This window comes from Paraplanobispora siamensis (assembly GCF_016863175.1).
GTDB classification, from domain to species: Bacteria; Actinomycetota; Actinomycetes; order Streptosporangiales; family Streptosporangiaceae; genus Planobispora; species Planobispora siamensis.
Genome location: NZ_BOOJ01000047.1, coordinates 53,486 through 73,543 on the forward strand (window position 1 = coordinate 53,486; position 20,058 = coordinate 73,543).

Here is a 20,058-nt window from a genome sequence, read left to right on the forward strand (position 1 = left end):
TTCCGTCTGCCGCCGTGGAACCCGCAGGGACGGAAACCGCGGCCGGAGGGCGGCCCGCGCGTCGCGCGAAGGCGTGGGATCCGGGCGCCCGCCGTACCGGGTCCGTGTCAGGCGTTGCGCACCGCGGCCGCACCGTGCAGCCCCAGCAGCTCGACGCCCCGCTCCCGCATCTCCACCTTGCGGATCTTACCGGTCACCGTCATGGGGAAGCCGTCGACCACGTGGACGTAGCGGGGGATCTTGTAGTGGGCGAGCCGGCCGGCGCAGAACTCCCTGACGGCCTCGGCGGTCAGCGGCTCGGCGCCGGCCCGCACCACGATCCAGGCCATGAGCTCCTCGCCGTACTTCTCGTCCGGCACGCCGACGACCTGCACGTCGGCGATGTCGGGGTGACCGTAGAGGAACTCCTCGATCTCGCGCGGGTAGATGTTCTCGCCGCCGCGGATCACCATGTCCTTGATCCGGCCGACCACGTTGACGTAGCCGTCCTCGTCCATGGTGGCCAGGTCGCCGGTGTGCATCCAGCGGGCCTCGTCGATCACCTCGGCGGTCCTGCCCGGCTCGTCCCAGTAGCCGAGCATCACCGAGTAACCCCGGGTGCACAGCTCGCCGGCCTCGCCGCGCGGCAGCACGAGCCCCGTCTCCGGATGCACGATCTTGATCTCGACGTGCGGCATGACCCGCCCGACGGTCTCGGTACGGCGTGCCAGACCGTCGTCGCTCCTGGTCATCGTCGAGACGGGCGAGGTCTCCGTCATGCCGTAGCAGATGGCGACCTCCTCCATGTTCATCTCGCCGACGACGCGCTTCATCACCTCGACGGGGCACGGGGAGCCGGCCATGATGCCGGTGCGCAGGCCGGCCAGGTCGTACTCCCCGGCCAGGGCGAGCTCGGCGATGAACATGGTCGGCACGCCGTACAGCGAGGTGCAGCGCTCATCCTGTACGGCGCGCAGGGTCGCCGCGGGGTCGAAGCCCGCCGAGGGGATGACCACGCACGCGCCGTGGGAGGCGGCCCCGAGGTTGCCCATGACCATGCCGAAGCAGTGGTAGAAGGGCACGGGCAGGCACACCCGGTCGGTCTCGCCGTAGTGCAGGAGCTCGCCGACGAAGTAGCCGTTGTTGAGGATGTTGTGGTGCGACAGCGTCGCCCCCTTGGGGAATCCCGTGGTCCCCGAGGTGTACTGGATGTTGATCGGGTCGTCGAAGGCGAGCGTGGCCGCCCGCTCGCGCAGGCTGTGCGCGGGGGCCCGCTCCGCCAGGAGACCGGTCCAGGACTCCTCGCCGACGCAGACCGCGTCGCCGAACCCGATCTCCTCGACCATCGCCCGGTAGTCGGCCCCCCGGTGGCCGGCCGTGCTGATCAGCAGCCGCATCCCGGACTGCTCGACCACGTACGCCAGCTCGTGGCTGCGGTAGGCCGGGTTGACGTTGACCAGGACGGCGCCGATCTTCGCAGTCGCGTACTGCACGAACACCCACTCGGGGACGTTGGGCGCCCAGATGCCCACCCGGTCGCCCTTGGCGATCCCCCGGGCCAGCAGTGCCAGGGCGAGCCCGTCGACCTCGGCGTTCAGCTCCGCGTAGGTCCACCGGCGCCCGCTCGGCACGTCGACGAGCGCCTCCCGGTCACCGAACCGCCGGACGGTCCGCTCGAAGTTCTCTCCGATGGTCTCGCCGAGCAGCGGGCTGTCCGCCGTCGTGCTGGAGTAAGACAACATGCGCACAGTGTCCGTCCGCGGAGCCGCCCCGGCCACCCCGCGGAGCCCGCGGGCCGCAGCCGGTCAGGCCCGCCGGCCGACCGGCGGCGCCCGCTTCCGCCCGGTTCCGAGGTGCCCGGTCAGGACTCGGACGACTCCCCGGGCACGGCGGTGTAGGCGGCCGTGACGCGGTCGGCGGCGGCCCGGGCCTGCGCCTCGTCCGTGCCCGCCGCGATGCTCGCGTCCCGCCACGCCTGGCTGCTGAGCGTCGTGAAACGCCTGCCCTCCTCGGACATCGGCCAGGCCGCGGCCTCCTGCGGGTCGACGCCCGCCCCGGACGACAGGTGCAGGGCCAGGCCCATCAGCGCCATGTCCCAGCCGATGCCGACCGCGCCCGGGCCGTACTCGGCCCACAGGTGGTCGTCGACGTGGGCGACGTGCTCCAGCTCGAAACGGGTGCCGCCACCGGCCTCCGGCGTCAGCCGGACCTCGATCCAGCTGACCATCCCGCCGTTCTCCCACGTGGCGGCGAAGCTCCGCGGCGGGTCGCACCGCTCGATCGTCCCGCTGGCGTTGCCCTCGATCCGGTAGTGGCCGCCGACCTTCAGCTCCCCCGAGACGGGCATGAACCACCGGGAGATGCGCTCGGGGTCGGTGCAGGCGTCCCAGACGTCCTCGACGGGGGCGTCGTAGGCCTGGCCGACGGTCATGGTGCGGGCCTCTCCCGCCTCCAGCACCCGGCTGCCGAGCGTGCGCCGCACCGCGTTGATCTGACTGGTCACATCGATCATGAGCTTCTTCTTCCCTTCTCCGCACGCCGGTCGCGCGCACAGGAAGGAAACTAACAGCGGCTACTTATATAAGTCAACGGCTATAGGGGGCGGATTCGAACATCCGGCCGAACACGCGGGAGCCCCCGGTCCCGGACCGGGGGCTCGTGGCGACCGCCGGACCGGTGCCTCGTCCGGCCGGCGGTGCGTCGTCAGATCTGGGTTCCGGTCGGCGAACAGTGCGTCGTCCTGGTGATCTCCGTACACGTCGTCTTGTTCGTCTTGGTGATCGTGCAGCAGGCCGCACGGCCGTGCACGCCGAGCTCGGCGAGCCCCACCTCCGGCAACATCTGCAGAGCGGACACCGAAGTGACCACGTTGCCCATGGTCTTCACCTCCCTCCTACGTCCTCAGTCGGTCATGAACGGGCTCGCTCCGCCGTACTGGAGGCGGTGCAGGAAGGCGAGCGCGCCCGAGAGACCCACGCCGTAGTCGGGGACGACCGCGACGCCGGTCTCATCCGGGATGAGCAGGCGGCCCTCCCGGACGATGTACTGCAGGCACATGCACACCGCCAGATCGTCCGCCCAGCGGCGGTAGCGCCCGTCGCCGGTGAGATCTGCCATGTCCAGCAGGAAGTGGCCGTTGCCCGCCAGCCCGTGGCAGATCGACGGCGTCATGTGCCAGCGCGTGCGATGGACGGCGACGGCCGCGAGCGCGGCCAGCTCGCCGTAGCGTTCGACGCCGGTGGCCCGCCACAGCCGAGCCAGGAACAGCCCGGCCCCGGCGGCGCCGTTGCACCAGTAGGCCAGCCGGCCCGGGTCGTCGGGCGCCTGCCCCCACCAGGCGGCCCCCTCCTCGCGGACGGCCGCGGCCACCAGGGTGTCCCCCGCCAGGCGGGCCAGCTCCAGGCAGTCGGACCGGCCGGTGACCTGCGCCGCGTTCAGCAGCGCGTACCCGACGCCCGCGCTGCCGTGCGCGAAGCCGTAGTGCGTCGCGCCGGCGAAGTGGGAGTCGAGCTCCGCCGGCACCGGCCAGAACACGCCGTCGTCCCGCCGCGAGGCCGCCGCGACCAGCCCGTCGGCGCACCGGTCGATCCGGTCCCGCAGCTCCCGCCGCCCGCCGTCCCGCCACAGCCGCACATGGGTCAGGGTGCTGCCGGCCGTGCCGTGGCACACGTCGGAGATGGGCCAGGCGATCGGCAGGCCCATGGCCAGCTCGGCCGCCCGGCCGGCCAGCCCGGCGTCGTCCAGGACCCGCGCCGCCTCGTGCAGCGCCCAGACGGTGCCCGAGCGCCCGAACTGCAGGCCGGGCAGCGTGACCGGCTCCCGGGCCGCGCGCCGTTCCATCCAGCCGCACGCCGTACGCAGCGGTCCGGCCAGGGCCGGGTCGGTCGCGGTGAGGCGGGCCAGCACGGCGACCACCCCGGCGGCGCCGTGCTGGACGTTGCACGGGTCGGTGCTCTCGCCGAAGCGGCCGGAGGGCCACAGGCGCTCGGGGTCGTCGGGCCTCATCTGCGCCAGCAGGTAGGCGGTGCCGTCGGCCAGCAGCCGTCCGGGGTCGGTGGCGGAGCGCCGGGAGGGCGGCGGCGTCCCGGGACGGCGCACGAACGCCCCGGCCCGCAGGGCCGTCCAGCGCCGCCCGGGGTCGCCGTCCATCAGGCCGGAGATCAGCGGGGCCAGGCGCCGGGCGGCCTCGCCGTGCTCGGCGGCCAGTGTGGTCCAGTCCTCCAGGACGTCCCTGGCCGGGCGGCCGTACGTCTCGTCCTCGGGGAGCACGGGCTTGCGCCCGGTGGCGACGAGGAAGACCAGCGCGCCCAGCCCGTAGCAGTCCGCCTCGGGGGTGGCGGCCACCGGGCCGGGGCCCCCGAGGCACTCGGGGGCGATGTAGCCGGGGGTGCCGACCACCTCGACGACCCGCCCGGCGGGGACCGCGAACTCCAGGTCGACGAGCCGGACCCGGCCGTCGTCGGAGACCATCACGTTCCCCGGGGAGATGTCGCGCAGCACCAGCCCGGCCTCGTGGACGGCCGACACCAGCCGGACCAGGCCGCCTGCCAGCGCGCGGGCCATCGGCCAGGGCGGGCCGGGCTCGCTGCCGGGCCGCTCGCCGACCCAGCGCTCCAGCGAGCGGCCGGACACCAGCTCCTCCACCAGGAACAGGTGCCCCTCCTGCTCGAACAGGTCGATCCTGCCCGGCACGACGCCCAGGGGCGCCAGCCGGTCCAGGGCGGCGGCCTCGTCGCGGAGCCGGTCGCGGATGTCCGTCCCGTCGGCGCTCGCCTCCAGGTACGGCCGGGCCTGCTTGATGATCACTTCCCGGCCGGTGCGGGTGTCGGTCCCCCGGAAGACGCCGCCCTTGGTGGTGTGGCGGTAGGCCACACGCGCCAGGTAGCGCCCCTTGAGCAGCACCTCGGGGGGCCGCTCGGGCCGGGGCTCGGGGGCCACGTAGCCGGGGAACGGGGACGGGGCCCACCGCGGCGCGCTGAACCAGGCGTTGCGCCGGTCCTCGACGGGGGAACCCGCGGGATCGACGAGCAGGTACCTGTAGTCCCCGTCCATGGTGAGCTCGCGGCGGCCGTGGAAGACGCCGTAGCGGTAGTGGACAAGGCTTCCCGGCCGGTAGGGGCGGTCGGAGAGGATCTCCGGCCCCTGTAGGCCGCGGGTGGCACGGTCCAATTCCGCGGCGAGCTCCCGGAAGTGGTCGTCGTCGTCGGGATAGGCCGTGATGAACTTGCCCGCCCCTCCCCGGTCGAACATGCGCGAGCCGAGCAGGTCGACGTGCTCGGGGGTGCGGGCGAACTTGAACGCGCAGCCCCGGCCGGCCAGCACGCCCGCGCTCCGGTCCAGGACCGCGGGCGCCGAGCCGCCGGTGGCCGACACGTGCAGCTTCCAGCCCTGGTCGCGGGCGCCGTGACCGTCGGGGGTGACGAAGCACCAGAACTCGTCCGTCCTGATGTCCCAGGTCCGGGCCCCGTCCGCGCGGGACAGGGCCGCGCGGACGATGTCGATCAGCGGTGAGCCGTCCATGCGCAGACGATGACGGGGCGCCCGGACGCCGACTACGTATTTTTATGGATAGACGGATCGGTTATCCCGGGTTGCCCTCAGAACTTCTTCGACCGCCGCAGCCCGGGCGGACGGCCGTCGGGGTCCACCGCGATGCGGTACATCGGCAGGGCCAGCGTCCTGCGCAGCCGGCTCAGCTTCGGGTTCGGGTGCGGGCGCAGCCGTCCGGGCGGGCGCGGGCCCGCGCGGCCGCCGCGGTGCCACGCCTCCAGCTCCGCCGCGGTCCTGGCGAACTCCTCGAAGGCGATCTTGGGATCGCACAGGTCGTCCACGTCGGACGGGTCGCGATCCAGGTGCTCGGCCGCCAACGCCAGGCGCAGCTCCCGGGGGAAGCGGCCGGCCCCGCCGGGCGGGCGCGGGTCGGGCTCCTCGTCGATCACCGTGCAGCTCAGCTCCGAGTCGTAGGTCCACGACCGCAGGTTGACGTTGTCCGAGCCGATCGAGGCCCACACGTCGTCGACCACGCACACCTTGGCGTGGACGTACACCGGCGTGCCCTCGTGGTTCTCGATGTCGTAGACAGCGACCCGGTCCCCGCCGGCCTTCTGCAGCCTGACCAGCGCGTCGGCCCTGCCGATCAGGCTCGCCGGCCCGGCGAGCCAGCCGTCCTGGTCGGGGTGGCGGGGCACCACGATGATCATGCGCAGCTCCGGCTCCCGCTCCAGGGCCTCGGCGAACGGCTCGATCACCTCGGTGGACCACAGGTACTGGTCCTCCAGGTAGACGAGCGAGCTCGCCGCCCCCAGCACCTTGTGGTAGGCCCTGGCCACGCTCCGCTCCCCCTGCGGCGCGAACGGGTAGGCGCTGCGCCGGTAGGGATAGGTCCGCAGCAGCTGTACGGCCTGCGTCCCCACGGGCTCCGGGGGCGGTCCCGGGTCCGGCAGCGGCGGCACGTCGTCCATCCGCTCGAAGTGGTCGCGCAGGCGCTTGATCGGGTGGCGGGTCTCCGGGGCGGGGTCCTCCCAGCGCTCGTAGAAGACCTTCTCCACCTCGGCCACGGCCGGGCCCCTGATCATCGCCTGGACGTCGTGCCAGGGCGGCCGGTCGCCGTAGACCCCGGGCATGGCCACGGTCTGCGGGTCGCCCCGGTGCATGCCGTCGTCCCGGCGGCTGTGGCACAGGTCGATCCCGCCGAGGAAGGCCACGTCCCGGGAGGCGTCCTCGTCGTGGCGCATGATGACGAACTTCTGGTGGTGCGACCCGCCGGGCCGTACCCGGGTGTCGAGCAGGCACTGGCCGCCGGCGGCCTCGATCTTCTCGCCGAGATGCCTGTTCTCCTCGGAGCTGAAGCGCAGCCAGTCCAGGTGCGAGCGCCAGATCAGCCCCCTGACCAGCGCTCCCCTGCCCGCCGCCCGCGCCATCGCCTCCGCGATCGCGGGACCTCCGTCCGCGAGCCGCTCGTCGGGATCTCCGCGCCAGTCGGCGAACAGCAGCAGGTCGTCCTCGCCGAGCCGGTCGATGTGGGCCTGGAGCTCGGCGAAATAAGCGGCACCGTGGATGAGCGGGCGCACGAGGTTGCCCGTCGACCAGGCGTCGAGCTTGGTCGCGGGGTTGCCCCGCTCCTCATCGGTGAGGAACCAGTCCTCAAGTTTCACGTGCTTCTGCTACCCGGTCACCGCGCGGACATTCCCCTCCGGAGATCGGCTGACAGGAAACTGGCCCCGCCCGGCAGCTTGCGGCCAGCGTCCGCCCTGCTCTCCGGGCCGTCCGGAGCGGAGCATTGCCATGAGAGAACCGACCGGCTCACCGTACGATCCGTCGCCGAGCAGGCGATCAGGTCGAGGGAGCGACCACAGAAAGCAGCGGACATGGCCATCCACGACATCCAGCAGATCTCCGGGCGAGCCGGTTCCGGAGCCGCGGGCTCCGAACTCCGCCACGGCGCACGCCCCCAGACCCGCCCCACCGCTCCGGACGGCGCAGGCCCCGCGTCGCGACCGGCTCATCGCGACGGGGACGTGGCGCTGCGACCGGCCCGCCGGGACACCGGGGGCGGGCCGGCGATCCGCCGTGTCTCGGTGATCGGGTGCGGGCTGATCGGCACCTCCGTGGCGCTCGCGCTGCGGCGGCTGGGCGTGCGGGTGACGCTGGCCGACCACGACCCGCGGTCGCTGCTGCAGGCGGTGCGCATGGGGGCGGGCGTCGCGCTGCCCGCCGACGCGCCCCCCGCCGACGTGGTGGTCATCGCCACCCCGCCCTCGGCGGTCGCCGCCACGCTGCGCGAGGCCCAGGCCCGCGGGCTGGGCGCCGTCTACACCGACGTCGCCAGCACCAAGGCGCGCATCCTCGCAGAGGCCGCGCTCGCCGGGTGCGACCTGACGAGCTACGTGCCCGGGCACCCGATGGCCGGGCGCGAGCTGTCGGGCCCGGGCGCCGCCCGCGCGGACCTGTTCGACGGCCGGCGCTGGGCCCTGTGCCCGCACCCGCGGGTCTCGCCGCACGCGATGCGGGCCGTGGGCGAGCTGGTCGCGGCCTGCGGGGCGCGGGCCGTGCCGATCGGACCGCAGGAGCACGACCGGGCCGCCGCCGCGGTCTCGCACGCGCCGTACGTGGTCTCGGCGGCGCTGGCGGCCAGGTTCGCCGACGGCGACCGGTCGGCGCTGTCGCTGGCGGGGACGGGGTTGTGGGACGTGACCCGGGTCGCGGGCAGCCCCGCCGGTCTGTGGTGCGACATCCTCGGGCAGAACGCGGAGCCGGTCGCCGAGCATCTGGAGGCCGTGGCGCGCGACCTGGCCGCCGTCGCCTCGGCGCTGCGGGCTCCGGGAGGTACGGCCTCCGCCACGGTGGCCGAGCTGCTGGGCCGGGGCAACCGGGGCCGCGAGCTCATCGCCGGCGCCTACCCGGCGGTCACGGAGCCGGCGCAGGAGACCGCCGCGGCCTGAGGGCCGGGGAAGGCCGGGAAAAAGACGCTCCGCGGCCCGTGTGACGGGCCGCGGAGCCTTTCCAACCGGCGGGGAGGCGCGGGGTTGGGAGCTTCGATGTCCTCGGGCGCTTCCGGGTGTCCCCGAAGGCGCCGGACGCCTCAGATGTGCCTCAGATGTAGAGCGTGTTGGGCGGCAGGCCGCACAGGACCCTGCCGTACAGCTCCGTGTTGGTGTTGGGGTGCATGAGGGCGTGCAGGTTCATGCTCTGGATGTCGCGCAGGATCCGCTGGATCGGCACGTCGGCGTAGATCGACGACCCGCCGCTCGCCGTGGCGAGGATGTCCGCCGCCTCCTTGGCCAGCTTGCAGGCGGCGCCCATGTCGGCGCGCACCCTGGCGCGCTCCTCCAGGCTCCACTGCTCGCCCAGCTCGCTCTTGCGGTCGACCGTGTCCGCCAGGCGCTCGGCGTGGAACTGCGCCTGGTCGATCTTCAAGGTGGCCTCGGCGACCTGCAGGTGCGTCAGCGGCGCCTCGCTCTGGTTCTCGTAGCTGGTGTAGGTGATCTTTCGTCCCGGCAGCCGCTGCAGGAACGCCGTCCTGGCCGCCTTGGCCAGTCCCACGGCGGTGCCGACCGAGGAGGCCGAGGCCACCGGGAGCAGGGGCGCCCGGTAGATCGGCGTGCCGGCGTTCAGCCGGGAGGCGTACTGCTCCTGGAGTACGGCGGGCAGCGGCAGGACGCGCTCGGCCGGGACGAACACGTCCTGGGCGACGGTGCTGACGCTGCCGGTGCCCCGCAGGCCCGTGGTGTTCCAGTCGTCGATGATCTGCAGGTCCGACATCGGGACCAGCGCCATGATCGGCATGGGCTGCTGGTCCGGTCCCACCTGGATCGCCACGATCTCCTGCCAGTGGCTGTGCCAGGCACCGCTGACGAACCCCCACTTGCCGTTGACCACCACGCCGCCCTCGACCGGGGCGGCCATGGCGGTGGGGCTCAGGGTGCCGCACACCCGCACGTCCGGCGTGGAGAACACCTCGTCCTGCACCTCGTCGGGGAACAGGCACGCCATCCACGTGGGGATCCAGTAGACCGCCGCCGTCCACGCGGCCGACCCGTCGGCCTGGGCGAGCTCCGCGGCCACCTCCACCAGGGTGCGCGTGTCGCACTCGTACCCGCCGTACCGGGCGGGGACCCTCAGCTTGAAGACGCCGGCGTCGGCCAGAGCCTCGATGGACTCGTCGTGGATGCGCCGGTTCTCCTCCGCCCAGGCCGCGTTCCGCTGCAGGACCGGCGCGAGCCCGGCGGCCCGCCGCAGAAGTTCTTCCCGCGCCGGGACCTCGGTCGTCAACATCATTTCCTCCTAGTCGTCATCGGACGAGACGCTGAAGCCGCACGCCCGGCTCTCCGGCCCGCGAAGCACGCGCATCGCAACCGTTCAGGCCGCGGTCGAGACCCGTCCCTGCTCCGCGACCGTGGTGATCAGGGCGGTCAGGTCGGGGTCGTTCTCGAAGATGTCGCCCACCTCGATCGAGATGCCGCACTCCTCCTCGATCCGTGAGACCAGGCGGACCGCGGAGATCGACTCGCCTTCCAGGTCGAAGAAGGTGGCGTCCTCCATTCCGTCCGGCACGTCCAGAACGTGCCGCCAGATTTCACCGACTTTCTCCTGTATGAAGGAGAAAGTGAGTTCACTGGGACGATTTCCATTCATCCGCTGTCCTCCCTTGCCGGATAAACGTGGCCCATGGCGTGCAGGTCATGGCGGGGCGGCTTTAATGCCGGTTCCTGCTGATATATCGTCACAATTGAAAGGGCTGGGCACATCTCTGAAATTGCGCGGCGGGCGCCGGGGCGCTCAGCCCGTGTACACCCTCGGGCCGCTCAGGGCGGCCGAAGGCGCCGGGAAACCCGCGGGGGCCGCGAAGGGGGCCGGCGCCGGAGAGGCGGGCGCAGAGGAGGCCAGCGGTGGAGAGGCCGGCGGTGGAGAGGCCGGCGGTGAAGGGGCGGGGACGGCCGCGGGCGCGGCCCGGTCCGGGAGCGGGAACGGCAGCGGCCCGCCCGCCAGGGCCCGGAACATGGCGGCCTCGACGTCCACACCGGTGGCGGCCTCGATGAGCGACAGGACGCGTTCCTCGGCCTGCCGCGTCTGCGCCTCGACCACCAGCGGCCCGGCGTCGCCCAGGATCACCTCGGTGCGGGTGGGCCCGAACCGGTACCCGGTGGCGTCCAGGAAGGCGGTCACGAGCTTGACCGTCTCCGTACGGGCGGAGGCGGGCAGCCACGTGGGATACAGGTGTCCGGCGTCCTCGGGACCGTCCGGCTCGCCCGGCCCCACCGGGCCTTCCCGCATGCTCCGGCCGCCCGTCTCCGGCAGGCGGAACGGGGAGATCACGGCTTTGGGCCGGATGTCCACCACGTGATGGCGCCCGTCCACCGTGAGCGTCTGCACGGTGAGCACCGGGCCGCGCAGGAACTCCTCGACCGAGGTGACGAAGGGAAGGCCGGCCTCGCTCAGCAGCCGCCGCATCCGCCGCCTGTCGTTGATCAGGAGCAGGCACCCGGGCGGGTGCGGCGACATCCCCAGGACCCGCGCCTCCTCGCACACCGCCAGCTGCGTGTCGTGCCATCCCAGGTGCAGGATGTGCGCCACGTCCCTGCGCACGGCGGTCGTGAACACCAGCGTGCGCAGGGCGGCCACGTCGGTGAAGTCGGTGAGCACCAGCTGCTCGGCGTCGCGGGCCACGTCCTCGAGGTGATCGCGGCCCTTGAGGGCCGGATCCCAGATCGCGTAGACCCGCAGGCCCTCCGCCACGGCCTTGCGGACGTGCCGCCGGTCCGGCATGACCATGAGGATCCTGTCGTTCCGCATCACGGGCCTCCGTTCGTCGGCGATCTTCTTCGAGACGGCCTGGTATCCATCGTCCTTCGGGGGCTTATGCGGCACATCTCCCGGATTGCGTGCCTGTCGCGGCCCGGGAGCGGGCACCGCACGCCGAGAGATGCGCCGCGGCGTGCGCAGCGAACACCATGCGAAGGTGAGGGCCGGTGGCCGGGCCCCGTTCCGGCGTCCGCGCCGGTCCGTTCCCTCCCCTTCCCCGTCCCAGCCGCTGAGTGAAGGAACGAACCATGAGCCCTGCATCGACCACCATCGACGAGACGACGGCCATCCGGCAGGTGCCGCAGCGCATCATCGCCGCCTGGGCCGCCAACGACGGCGACGCCTTCGCCGAGGTGTTCACGGAGGACGCCACCATGATCCTTCCCGGTGACATCTACGTCGCCGGCCGCGAGGGCATCCGGGCCTTCATGGGATTCGCCTACTCCGGCCCGCTGAAGGGGACCCGGGTGGCCGGCGAGCCCCTGTCGGCGAGGTTCGTCACCGAGGACGTCGCGGTCCTGGTCACCCGGGGCGGCGTCCTGCACGGCGAGGAGACCGAGGTCGCGCCCGAGCGGGCCATCCGGGCCACCTGGGTGCTCGCCAAGCAGGACGGGCAGTGGCTGGTCACCGCGTACCAGAACACGCCCATCGGCGCCTGACCCCGTCGTCGGCGCGGTCGTCGGCGTGAAGGCCCCCGGTGGGAGGACGCTCCCGGCAGCGTCCTCCCACCGGGGGCCCGCTCGTTTCCGGGAGACCGGCATCGCTTTACGGGAGACCGGCACCGCGCGGAGATCGCCCGGGACACGGTACGGAGACGGCCCGGTGAGTCCGTCACGGCGCATAGATCACCCGGAGAGGCCGCCGGAGCTCAGACGACCGGGACCCGGACGGAGACCGAGGACGACCGGGACCCAGACGGAGACCGAGGAGACCGGGACGACGACCGGGACCCAGATGGAGACCGAGGAGACCGGGACGACGACCGGGACCCGGACGGAGACCGAGGAGACCGGGACGACGACCGGGACTCAGATGGAGACCGGGATCTCGATCCGCGTGTTGTCGCCCACCAGGAGCCGGTGGCGCATCCCGTCACGGTCCGCCGGCCGGACGACGGCCGAGCGCCCGATGATCGAGCCGTGCATCCCCCGGACCTCCTCGATCGACGCCCCGTCGAGCACGATCGAGTCGGACAGCCGGGTGCCGCGCAGGACGCAGTCACGGCCGATGGAGACGCCGGGGCCGAGGTGGCAGTCCTCGATGACGGTGTTCGCGCCGACGATCGCCGGACCCTCGATCAGGGAGCGCACCACGCGGGCCGTGGGATGGACGACGGCTCTGCCGCCCAGCCCGCCCAGCAGGTGCCGGTTGCACTCCAGCACGTCGTCGGCCTGGCCGGTGTCCTTCCAGTAGCCCCCGTACTCGACGGCCGCGACCTTCGCCCCCCGCGTGACCAGCCACTGGATCGCGTCGGTGATCTCCAGCTCGCCCCGCCTGCCGGGGGCGACGGCGGTGACCGCCTCGTGGATGGCGGGGCCGAAGAAGTAGACGCCGACCAGGGCCAGGTCGCTGCGCGGCCGCCGGGGTTTCTCCACCAGCCGCCGTACGGCGCCGCCCGCGTCCAGCTCCACGACCCCGAAGCCGCGGGGGTCGGCCACCCGGTGCACCACGACCTGCGCCGCGGGCCGCTCGGCCCGGAACCGCTCGGCGAGATCGGCCACGCCGTCCGGGAGCATGACGTCGCCGAGGTACATGACGAAGTCGTCGTCGCCGAGGAACCCGCGCGCCGTCCGCACCGCGTGCGCCAGTCCCAGGGGCCTGTCCTGGCGGATGTAGGTGACGCGCAGACCGAGACGCGAGCCGTCGCCGATCGCCGCGGCGATCTCCCCCGCCCAGGCGCCCACCACGATGCCGACCTCGGTCACCCCGAGATCACGGATGTTGCCCAGCACGTGCTCCAGGACCGGTCTGCCGGCGATCGGGATGAGCTGCTTGGGCATGGAGTAGCTGAAGGGACGCAGGCGGGTCCCGGACCCGCCGGACAGTACCAGTGCCTTCATCTGTTCACTCTTCCGGATCTGCCGGGGGCGTCAGGGAAGGCCGCCGATCTCGCCGCGGCCCGGACGGTCACCCGCGCGCTCGCACGAAGTCCTTGAAGGAGGCCACGACGTAGTCGATCATCTCGTCGGTCAGCCCGGGGTAGACGCCGATGTGGAACGTCTGGGTGGTGATGATGTCGGTGTTGGTCAGCTCGCCGACGACGCGGTAGTCCTGGTCGGCGTAGGCGGGGTGGCGGATCAGATTCCCGGCGAACAGCCGGCGCGTGCCGATCTTCCGGTCCTCCAGGAAGTCCACCAGCTCCTTGGCGCCGAACGGCGCCTGCGGGTCGACCGTGACGACGAAGCCGTACCAGCTCGGGTCGCTGCGCGGGGTCGCCTCGGGCAGCAGCAGGTGGGGCACGCCCTCCAGCCCCTCGCGCAGCCGGCGCCAGTTACGGCGGCGGGCCGCGCAGAAGTCGTCGAGCTTGTCGAGCTGGCTCAGGCCCAGCGCGGCCTGCAGCTCGGTGATCTTCAGGTTGTACCCGACGTGGGAGTAGATGTACTTGTGGTCGTAGCCGTGCGGCAGCGTGCCCATCTGGTAGTTGAAGCGCTTGAGGCAGGTGTTGCTCTCGCCCGGCTCGCACCAGCAGTCCCGGCCCCAGTCGCGCAGCGACTCGACGATCCGGGCCAGCAGCAGGTTCGAGGTCAGGACGCAGCCGCCCTCCCCCATCGTCATGTGGTGCGCCGGATAGAAGCTCACGGTGGTGAGGTCGCCGAAGGTGCCGACCGGCTCGCCGTCGTAGGTCGACCCGACGGCGTCGCAGCTGTCCTCGATCAGGAACAGCTCGTGCTCGTCGGCGAGCCGGGCCATCTCCGCGACCTCGAACGGGTTCCCGACCGTGTGCGCGATCATGATCGCCCTGGTCTTCGGCCCGATCGCCCGCGCGACCGCCTCCACCGTGGGGTTGTAGGTGCCGAGCTCGACGTCCACGAAGACCGGGACCAGGCCGTTCTGCAGGATCGGGTTCACCGTGGTGGGGAACGCCGCCGCGACGGTGATCACCTCGTCGCCCGGGCGCAGGCGCGCGTCCTCCAGCCGGTGGGAGGTCAGGGCCGACAACGCCAGCAGGTTGGCCGAGGAGCCGGAGTTGGCCAGCAGCGCCTTGCGCCGCTTCATCTTGCGCGCGAAGACGGACTCGAACCTGCGCGCCCTGGACCCCCCGGCGACCCGCAGTTCGAGCGCGGCCTCGACCAGGGCCACGCGGTCCTCGACGTCGTGCACCGCGCCCGTCGGCCAGATCTCGGTGACGCCGGGCACGAACTCCCCTGAGACCTCGATGTCCTGGTGGTACTTGCGCACCTCGTCCAGGATCAGCGCCTTGTGCTCGTTCATCTCCGGCCCCTCACTCATCGGGTCGACGAGGGAGATCACCCCCTCTGATCGCACCTTCACAGGATCGTTCTCCGCAGTTGCCCGTGCATCTCCTGCATTGCGGCGCGAAAGCCGCCGAGCACCGCAGACACCCGTCCGGCACGCCAAGAGATGCGGTACGGCCGACCCGCGCTATGTGCTTGTGAAAGGAGAGGATCCGAGGCGGCTGGTGTCCATTGTCCGGAATCAGAAAAATCGGCCGCATTCCTGTTGTAGGGAGATTCACATGCGTTTTCTACCTGCCAGCGAAGACCCGAAAGTGGCGATTATCGGCCTCGGTTATGTCGGCTCCTGTTTCGCGGCGGTCCTGTCCGAACGCGGCTGGGACGTCGTCGGAGTGGACACCGACTCCCGGCTCGTCGAGGAACTGACCGCGGGCCACTGCCGCTACCAGGAGGACGGCCTGGCCGGCCTGCTGCGGGACGGCATCGCGGCCGGGCGGCTGCGCGTCACCACCGACTACGCCGCCGTCCGCGACGCCGACGTCCTGCTGATCGCGGTCGGCACACCGGTCGGCGCCGACGGGTCCCTGATGGACGAGCAGCTGCGGGAGGCGTGCCTGCGGGTGAGCCGCCACCTGCGCGAGGGGCACCTGCTGGTGCTCAAGAGCACCGTGCCGCCGGGCACGACCCGCGAGTTCGTCCTGCCCCTGCTGCAGGAGAGCGGGCTCGTCTGCGGCGAGCACTTCGGGCTCGCCTTCACCCCCGAGCGGTTCGCCGAGGGTACGGCGCTGCGCGAGCTGCGCTCGCTGCCGATCGTGGTCGGCGGGATCGACGCCGACAGCACGCGGGACGCGGCGGACTTCTGGCGCCGGGCGCTCGGGGTCGAGGTGATCCCGCTGGCCTCGCCGGAGACCGCGGAGATCGTCAAGCTGGCCGACAACTGGTGGATCGACCTGAACATCGCGCTCGCCAACGAGCTCGCCAAGTTCTGCGGCCTGTTCGAGGTGGACGTCCTCGACGTGATCTCGGCGGCCAACACGGTCCCCAAGGGCACCGGGAAGGTCAACATCCTGCTGCCCAGCGTCGGCGTCGGCGGGTCCTGCCTGGTCAAGGACCCGTGGATGGTCTGGCACACGGCCCGGGAGCGCGGCCTGGAGATCCACACCGCGCCGACCGGCCGGGCGGTCAACACGGGGATGCCGGAGTACACGGCCCAGTTGATCATCGACGGGCTGGTACGGCTCGGCAAGGACCCGGCCAGGTCGACGGTCGCCGTGCTGGGCGCGGCGTTCAAGAACGACACCGGCGACCTGCGGGCCACCCCGGTGGAGGGCGTCGTCACGACCCTGACCAAGGCCGGGGTCACCGTCCGCGTCTACGACCCGCTGGTGGACCCCCTGCAGGCGGAGGTCCTGCTGGGGATCGTCCCGTCGGCGAGCCTGGGCGAGACCGTCCGGGACGCCGACTGCGTCGCCCTCATGGCCCTGCACCAGGAGTTCGCCTCCCTCGACTTCGCCGGCCTGCCGGTGGCGGACCCGTGCCTGGTGCTGGACGGGCGGGCCTACTACGGCAAGGAGAAGATCTCCGAGCTGCGCGGGCTGGGCTACGCCTACGCGGGCGTCGGACGCTGAGAGGGCGCATCCGCCGCATGACGGAGGCATGACACAGACGAGGACACGACGCAGGCGTGACGGAGGGCCGTCGCCGATCCGATCGGCGACGGCCCTCCGGCGTTCCCGCCCGGCTCCCGCCTAACGCGGGCTCGTGAGCACCGGACGGGCCGCCGCCTGATCCGCGGACGCCGGACGGACCGGGCGCGATACCGGCCGGTGCGCCCGTACGGCGGCCAGCTCGGCGTCCAGGGCGTCCATCGCGGCGTCGAGCTGGGCGTCCGACAGGTACGGCGCGGGACCGAGCCGCAACACGTCGCCGCGGCTGTCGGCGAGCACGCCCCGGGCGGCCAGCCCGTCGCACAGCCGCGCCGCGTGCGGTGACCGCAGGGCGAGGAACCCGCCCAGGCCCTCCGGCGGCGTGCCGGTGTCCCTGCTGATCAGCCCGCCGGTGTCCATGGCGTCGAAGCGCGCGCACAGCCGGGCGAGCTGGCGCTGGGAGGCCCGGCGCAGCAGGGCGGGGGTCAGGCCGTGCTCGTCGAAGAAGCCGAACACGCGGGCCGCGCGGTAGTGGCTGGTCGGGTCGTAGGTGGCGCCGGAGAAGGCCTGCGCGCCCGGCGGATAGGCCACCCGGTCCGGCCTCGTCTCGGCGGACAGCTCGGCGAACTCGGCGAACCAGCCGGTGATCACGGGGCGGTACCCGGCGGCGTGCGGCGGGACGCGCAGGAAGCAGTTCCCCTCGCCGAGCTGGAGGTACTTGTACCCGCCGCCGACGATCCACGCCGAGGGGATCGCCGCGGCGGAGAAGGGGACGACGCCGAGCGCGTGGTAGGCGTCGACGAGCAGCTGCGCGCCCCTGCGCTCGCACTCCGCCGCCAGCGCTGCGAGGTCCGGCACGATCTTGGCGGTCTCGTACATCACCGCCGAGACCAGCACCGCGGCGGTCCTGTCGTCGACCGCCGCCGCCAGCCGTTCCGGCAGGGTGGCGACGGGCTCGGCGGGCACGCGCACCAGCTCCAGGCCCTCCTCCGCCAGCCGGCCGAGCTGGCGGCGCAACGTGTGGAACTCCCCGTCGGAGGTCACCAGCCTGGGCCGTTCCCCGAGCGGCAGCGCGGAGAGGAAGCGGAGCACCAGCTCGTGGGTGCTGGAGCCGAGCGCCAGGTCGGCGGCCGGGTCGCCGAGCGCGCGCCGGAAGCCGGCCCGCACCTGCTCCGCCTTGTCCATGGCCCGGCCCCATTTGGCGTCCACGTCGAGCGCGGCGTCCTGGAAGGCCTCCAGCTGGCCGTCGAGCGCGACGTCCGGCCAGGCCTGGTGCGAGTGGCCGGTGAGAAGCAGGCGCTCCGAGACGCGGAACATCGTGTAGTGCGGCGCGAGGTACGCCGACAGGTCGCCGTTCATGCGCCGCGCACCTCCCACAGTACGGGGAAGGTCGGGGTGGCCCAGGTCGTGGCCAGGTGGGCGGCGCCGGAGCTGCCGCCGGTGCCGCGCCGGGCCCCGATCATGCGCTGCACCATCTTGGTGTGCCGGTAGCGCCACTCCTGCAGCAGCTGGTCCAGGTCCAGCAGCCCTTCCCCCACCTGGGCGGGCACCATGTCGTCCCGGTTGACCTGGACGAGCACCTCGCGTACCGCCTGAGTGGCCTCGAAGGGCAGGGCGGGATCCCTGCGCAGCACCTCGGCGGGCACCGGATAGCCCTGCAGCGACAGATAGCACAGGAAGGAGTCGAGCACGGACCGCCTGCCCATCGCGGCCTCGATGCGCAGCCGTTCGGCGCCGCCCTCCTCGTAGTGCTCCAGCGCGGCGTGGTCGCGCAGCCCCAGCACCGCCTCCAGCTCGCGGAACTGCGCGGACTGCGCGCCGCTCGCGGAGCCCAGGCAGCCGCGGAACCCGGCGAACTGCGCGGGCGTCAGCGTGTCCATGACGTCCATCTGGTCGACGGCCACCTGCAGCACGGCCACGCAGCGCCGCAGCGTGTGCAGCGCCGGGCCGCTGTCGCCGGCCTCCAGGCGTTCCTGCAGGCGGCTCAGCTCGTGCAGCAGCAGCTTGAACCACAGCTCGTAGACCTGGTGCACGACGATGAACATCATCTCGTCGTGACCGCGCGAGCGGGGCCGCTGCACGTCGAGCAGCCGGTCGAGCTCAAGATAGGAGGAGTAGGTCAGGCGGGTCCCCTGAGCCAGCGCGGAGCCGTTCATGCCACCGCCTCCAGGGCTCGCCTGTTCACCTTGCCGGAGGCGGTCTGCGGCAACGCGTCCACGAACATCACATCCCTCGGATACTTGTACGGCGCCAGCCGCGCCCGCACGTAGTCCTTCACCTCCTGGGCCGTCAACGGCGCCGCGGCCACCACGTGCGCGCGGGGCAGCACCAGCCCGCCGGCCTCGTAGCCCACCACCGCGCAGTCGGCCACCGCCGGATGGCCGCGCAGGCAGTTCTCGATCTCGGCGGGCGCCACGTACACCCCGCCCACCTTCAGCAGGTCGTCGACGCGGCCGCGATAGTGGAAGAAACCGTCGGCGTCCCTGCTCACCAGATCACCCGAGCGCACGGTGCCCGGGGCCACGAAGGTGGCCGCCGACCTGTCGGGGTCCCGCCAGTACTCCATCGCCGTCGCCTCTCCGGTGATCTCCAATCGGCCCGCCTCGCCGTCCGGCACCGGCCCGCCGTGCTCGTCCACGACCCTCAGCCGGTAGCCGGGCACCGGGGTGCCCAGGCTGCCGGCGCGGCTCTCACCGGGCCGGTTGGACAGGAAGATGTGATACGCCTCCGAGGAGCCCAGCCCGTCGGCCACCTCGACGCCGAAGGTCTCCAGCCACCGGCGGTGCAGCTCGGCCGGCAGGGCCTCACCCGCCGAGACGCACACCCGCAGGCTGCCGAGGTCCTGCCGGGCGGCGTCGGGATGGGCGAGCATGGCGCTCATCATGGTCGGCACGTTGACCAGGATCGTGGGCCGGTGCTCGGCGATCAGCTCGAAGATCCGCTCCGGCGTGCTGCGCTCGGGGAAGACGATCCCCGCCGCGCCCACGCCGAACGGGAACAGCGCCGTCAGGTCGCGCGCGTAGCCGAAGAACAGCTTGGGCACCGGCAGCACGACGTCGTCGGGCGCGATGCCGAGCACGCCTTTGGCGTACCCCTCGAAGCTCAGGTGCGGGCTCCTGGCGGGCAGGACGCACGCGCGCGGCGCGCCCGTGCTGCCCGTGGTGAACTTCCACAGCGCGACGTCGCCGGCCGCCACGGGGACCGGCTCCAGCAGGTCGTCCTGGGCGTCCACCAGCGTGCCGAAGTGCCGTTCGCCGGGCAGCAGCTCGCCCTCCGCCACGCCGGCCACCAGCAGGCCGCGCGCCCCCGCGGCGCGCAGCCCGCCGAGCGCGGCGGCGCCGGTGACGATGACGCGCGGCTCGGCGTATTCGAGGAAGTAGCGGTAGTCCTTGGGCTGGAGGTAGGTGTAGACCTCGGCGGTGACCGCGCCGATGAGCTGGGCGCCGTACCACGTGGCGACGAACTCGGGACCGTCGCTGAGGCAGATCAGGACGCGGTCGCCGCGGCGAACCCCCAGGGCGCGCAGCGCGTTGCCGGCCCGGGCGGCCAGCGAGCGCAGGTCCGCGTAGCTGAGCGGGCCCGATGGGGTGATGAGCGCGGTCCTGTCGCCGTCGTTCCCGTCGAGGAACCGCTCCGCGATGTTCAGGGAATTCATGGGTGCCTCCTTCACCTCTCACGGTGCCTGGCGGACCGTGGCGAAGGGAGGCGTGAGGGAG

General features: G+C 72.6%; 16 protein-coding genes. 3 read left to right on the plus strand and 13 right to left on the minus strand.

All coding sequences use genetic code 11. The features are described 5' to 3' along the window. Positions 1-107: 107 nt before the first annotated feature. From Psi01_RS27150 to Psi01_RS27170, 5 genes are all read right to left on the minus strand, one after another. Positions 108-1,721, minus strand: coding sequence for an AMP-binding protein (locus Psi01_RS27150; protein ID WP_204066949.1), 1,614 nt, complete (start codon positions 1,719-1,721; stop codon positions 108-110). 119 nt (positions 1,722-1,840) lie between these two features. Continuing rightward, positions 1,841-2,491 carry an SRPBCC family protein gene (locus Psi01_RS27155; RefSeq protein ID WP_204066950.1) on the minus strand — a complete coding sequence of 217 codons (651 nt, stop codon included), beginning with the start codon at positions 2,489-2,491 and terminating at the stop codon, positions 1,841-1,843. Positions 2,492-2,682: 191 nt separating this feature from the next. Continuing rightward, complete coding sequence (locus Psi01_RS27160; RefSeq protein WP_204066951.1) at positions 2,683-2,856, minus strand: hypothetical protein; 174 nt, start codon at positions 2,854-2,856, stop codon at positions 2,683-2,685. 24 nt (positions 2,857-2,880) lie between these two features. Further along, complete coding sequence (gene lanL / locus Psi01_RS27165; protein ID WP_204066952.1) at positions 2,881-5,499, minus strand: class IV lanthionine synthetase LanL; 2,619 nt, start codon at positions 5,497-5,499, stop codon at positions 2,881-2,883. Between the two features lie 77 nt (positions 5,500-5,576). Continuing rightward, positions 5,577-7,133 (minus strand): phospholipase D family protein, encoded by a 1,557-nt coding sequence (locus tag Psi01_RS27170; RefSeq protein ID WP_204066953.1) that lies wholly within the window; start codon positions 7,131-7,133, stop codon positions 5,577-5,579. 213 nt (positions 7,134-7,346) lie between these two features. Between Psi01_RS27170 and Psi01_RS27175 the strand changes: the two genes are divergently transcribed. Next, positions 7,347-8,420 carry a prephenate dehydrogenase gene (locus Psi01_RS27175; protein ID WP_204066954.1) on the plus strand — a complete coding sequence of 358 codons (1,074 nt, stop codon included), beginning with the start codon at positions 7,347-7,349 and terminating at the stop codon, positions 8,418-8,420. Between the two features lie 151 nt (positions 8,421-8,571). Here the strand turns inward: Psi01_RS27175 and Psi01_RS27180 are convergent, their stop codons facing one another. From Psi01_RS27180 to Psi01_RS27190, 3 genes are all read right to left on the minus strand, one after another. Next, on the minus strand, positions 8,572-9,753 hold the full coding sequence (locus Psi01_RS27180; protein ID WP_204066955.1) for an acyl-CoA dehydrogenase family protein: 1,182 nt from the start codon (positions 9,751-9,753) through the stop codon (positions 8,572-8,574). Positions 9,754-9,837: 84 nt separating this feature from the next. Next, positions 9,838-10,113 (minus strand): acyl carrier protein, encoded by a 276-nt coding sequence (locus tag Psi01_RS27185; protein ID WP_275424602.1) that lies wholly within the window; start codon positions 10,111-10,113, stop codon positions 9,838-9,840. Between the two features lie 144 nt (positions 10,114-10,257). Further along, positions 10,258-11,271, minus strand: a complete 1,014-nt coding sequence (locus Psi01_RS27190) for an ATP-grasp domain-containing protein (RefSeq protein WP_204066957.1) — start codon at positions 11,269-11,271, stop codon at positions 10,258-10,260. Positions 11,272-11,528: 257 nt separating this feature from the next. On the opposite strand from Psi01_RS27190, the gene Psi01_RS27195 reads away from it, so the two are divergent. Further along, the gene (locus Psi01_RS27195; RefSeq protein ID WP_204066958.1) at positions 11,529-11,939 is read left to right on the plus strand and encodes an SgcJ/EcaC family oxidoreductase; all 411 of its coding nucleotides are present in this window, start codon (positions 11,529-11,531) and stop codon (positions 11,937-11,939) included. A 369-nt stretch (positions 11,940-12,308) separates the two neighbouring features. On the opposite strand, the gene Psi01_RS27200 is transcribed toward Psi01_RS27195, so the two are convergent. Continuing rightward, the gene (locus Psi01_RS27200; protein WP_204066959.1) at positions 12,309-13,340 is read right to left on the minus strand and encodes a glucose-1-phosphate thymidylyltransferase; all 1,032 of its coding nucleotides are present in this window, start codon (positions 13,338-13,340) and stop codon (positions 12,309-12,311) included. A gap of 67 nt (positions 13,341-13,407) precedes the next feature. Next, positions 13,408-14,772: a lipopolysaccharide biosynthesis protein RfbH gene (gene rfbH, locus Psi01_RS27205; RefSeq protein ID WP_307819274.1), complete on the minus strand. Its 1,365-nt coding sequence runs from the start codon at positions 14,770-14,772 to the stop codon at positions 13,408-13,410. 238 nt (positions 14,773-15,010) lie between these two features. Between rfbH and Psi01_RS27210 the strand changes: the two genes are divergently transcribed. Beyond that, positions 15,011-16,324 carry a nucleotide sugar dehydrogenase gene (locus Psi01_RS27210; protein ID WP_239128049.1) on the plus strand — a complete coding sequence of 438 codons (1,314 nt, stop codon included), beginning with the start codon at positions 15,011-15,013 and terminating at the stop codon, positions 16,322-16,324. A 120-nt stretch (positions 16,325-16,444) separates the two neighbouring features. Here Psi01_RS27210 and Psi01_RS27215 read toward each other — a convergent pair whose 3' ends face one another. Genes Psi01_RS27215 through Psi01_RS27225 form a run of 3 tightly spaced genes read right to left on the minus strand, consistent with a single transcriptional unit; the run spans position 16,445 to position 19,997 of the window. Continuing rightward, complete coding sequence (locus tag Psi01_RS27215; protein ID WP_204066961.1) at positions 16,445-17,701, minus strand: kynureninase/PvdN C-terminal domain-containing protein; 1,257 nt, start codon at positions 17,699-17,701, stop codon at positions 16,445-16,447. Continuing rightward, entirely contained in the window at positions 17,698-18,498 is an 801-nt protein-coding gene (locus Psi01_RS27220) for a tryptophan 2,3-dioxygenase (RefSeq protein WP_204066962.1), read from the minus strand. Before Psi01_RS27220 ends, Psi01_RS27215 begins: the two co-directional genes overlap by 4 nt. Further along, positions 18,495-19,997 (minus strand): benzoate-CoA ligase family protein, encoded by a 1,503-nt coding sequence (locus Psi01_RS27225; RefSeq protein ID WP_204066963.1) that lies wholly within the window; start codon positions 19,995-19,997, stop codon positions 18,495-18,497. Before Psi01_RS27225 ends, Psi01_RS27220 begins: the two co-directional genes overlap by 4 nt. Between the last annotated feature and the right edge of the window lie 61 nt (positions 19,998-20,058).